This is a genomic window from Streptomyces sp. sk2.1 (assembly GCF_008120935.1).
GTDB lineage: Bacteria > Actinomycetota > Actinomycetes > Streptomycetales > Streptomycetaceae > Streptomyces.
On the sequence record NZ_RDBO01000085.1, the window covers coordinates 1 to 1122 of the forward strand.

Annotated in this window: 1 protein-coding gene and 2 pseudogenes; 2 read left to right on the forward strand and 1 reads right to left on the reverse strand. The window is 71.3% G+C overall.

Features of this window, described 5'->3' with window-relative positions; genetic code table 11:
• On the forward strand, window positions 1–213 hold a 213-nt coding region (locus EAO76_RS46960; RefSeq protein ID WP_262376132.1), incomplete at its 5' end, for an encapsulin.
• Here the strand turns inward: EAO76_RS46960 and EAO76_RS38835 are convergent.
• Window positions 144–1010: pseudogene (locus EAO76_RS38835) on the reverse strand (Dyp-type peroxidase); the annotation flags it as partial. The gene EAO76_RS46960 and the pseudogene EAO76_RS38835 sit on opposite strands and share 70 nt — an antisense overlap.
• On the opposite strand from EAO76_RS38835, the pseudogene EAO76_RS46965 reads away from it, so the two are divergent.
• Window positions 1008–1122 (forward strand): annotated as a pseudogene (locus EAO76_RS46965) (Dyp-type peroxidase domain-containing protein); the annotation flags it as partial. The pseudogenes EAO76_RS38835 and EAO76_RS46965 sit on opposite strands and share 3 nt — an antisense overlap.

A 1122-nucleotide genomic window follows, 5' to 3' on the forward strand; every position in this document is an offset into this window, starting at 1 on the left:
GTGCTGCTGTCCACCCGTGGCGGCGACTTCGAACTGTGCCTCGGCCAGGACCTCTCCATCGGCTACCAGGACCACGACGCGACCGGTATCAGGCTCTACTTCCACCAGTCGTTCACCTTCCGGATGCTGACACCCGAGGCCGTGGTGCCGGGCGGGTCACCGAGGAACATGTTGCGGAGCATCTGCTCGGTCACGCCCGGGTCGGCGGCGTAGCCGATGAAGTACGTGCCGAACGTGCCGTCCTCGAAGCTGCCGAACGGCATGTTGGCCCGCAGGATGTCGCGTTCCGTGCCGTCCGGGTCGGTGATCGTGTTGAGGGCGATGTGCGAGTCGGCGGGCTTGAGGTCGTCGGGAAACTCGATGTCATCGGCCTTCGTGCGGCCGATGACCCGTTCCTGGGCCTCGGTGCTCAGCGAGTTCCAGGCCTTGAGGTCGTGGACGTACTTCTGCACGACGACGTAGCTGCCGCCGGTGAACGCGGGGTCCTCGGCGCCGATCAGTGCCGCCGACCGCGCGTCCGCGCCCACCGGGTTCTCCGTCCCGTCGACGAATCCGAGCAGGTCCCGGTGGTCGAAGTAGCGGAACCCCTGGGTCTCGTCGACCACCTTCACCGCCCCGCCGAGCCGGTCGAACAGCTGGGCCGCCCACTGGTAGCACACGTCCATCCGCTCGCCCCGGATGTGGAACAGCAGGTCCCCCGGGGTGGCGGGCGCGTGGTGCCGGGCGCCGCGCAGTTCCCGGAACGGGTGCAGCAGGGCCGGCCGGGGCCCGGAGAACAGCCGGTCCCAGGCGTCGGAGCCGAAGCCGGTCACGCAGGCCAGCCCGGTGCCGGGGAACCGGAATCCGATGGAGCGGCCGAAGGCCGCCAGGTCGGGCAGCACCTCGCGCACCGCGCTCTCCCCACCGGGCTCGATCGTGGCGACCAGGATCAGGGCGGCGCCGGTCAGCGGCGAGACGACGGGCTGGGCCGCGGGCGGCTCCGAGGCGGGTTCCGGGGTGGCGTCGGGCACCACGCGCCCGCCACCCCGGGGGACCTGCTGTTCCACATCCGGGGCGAGCGGATGGACGTGTGCTACCAGTGGGCGGCCCAGCTGTTCGACCGGCTCGGCGGGGCGGTGAAGG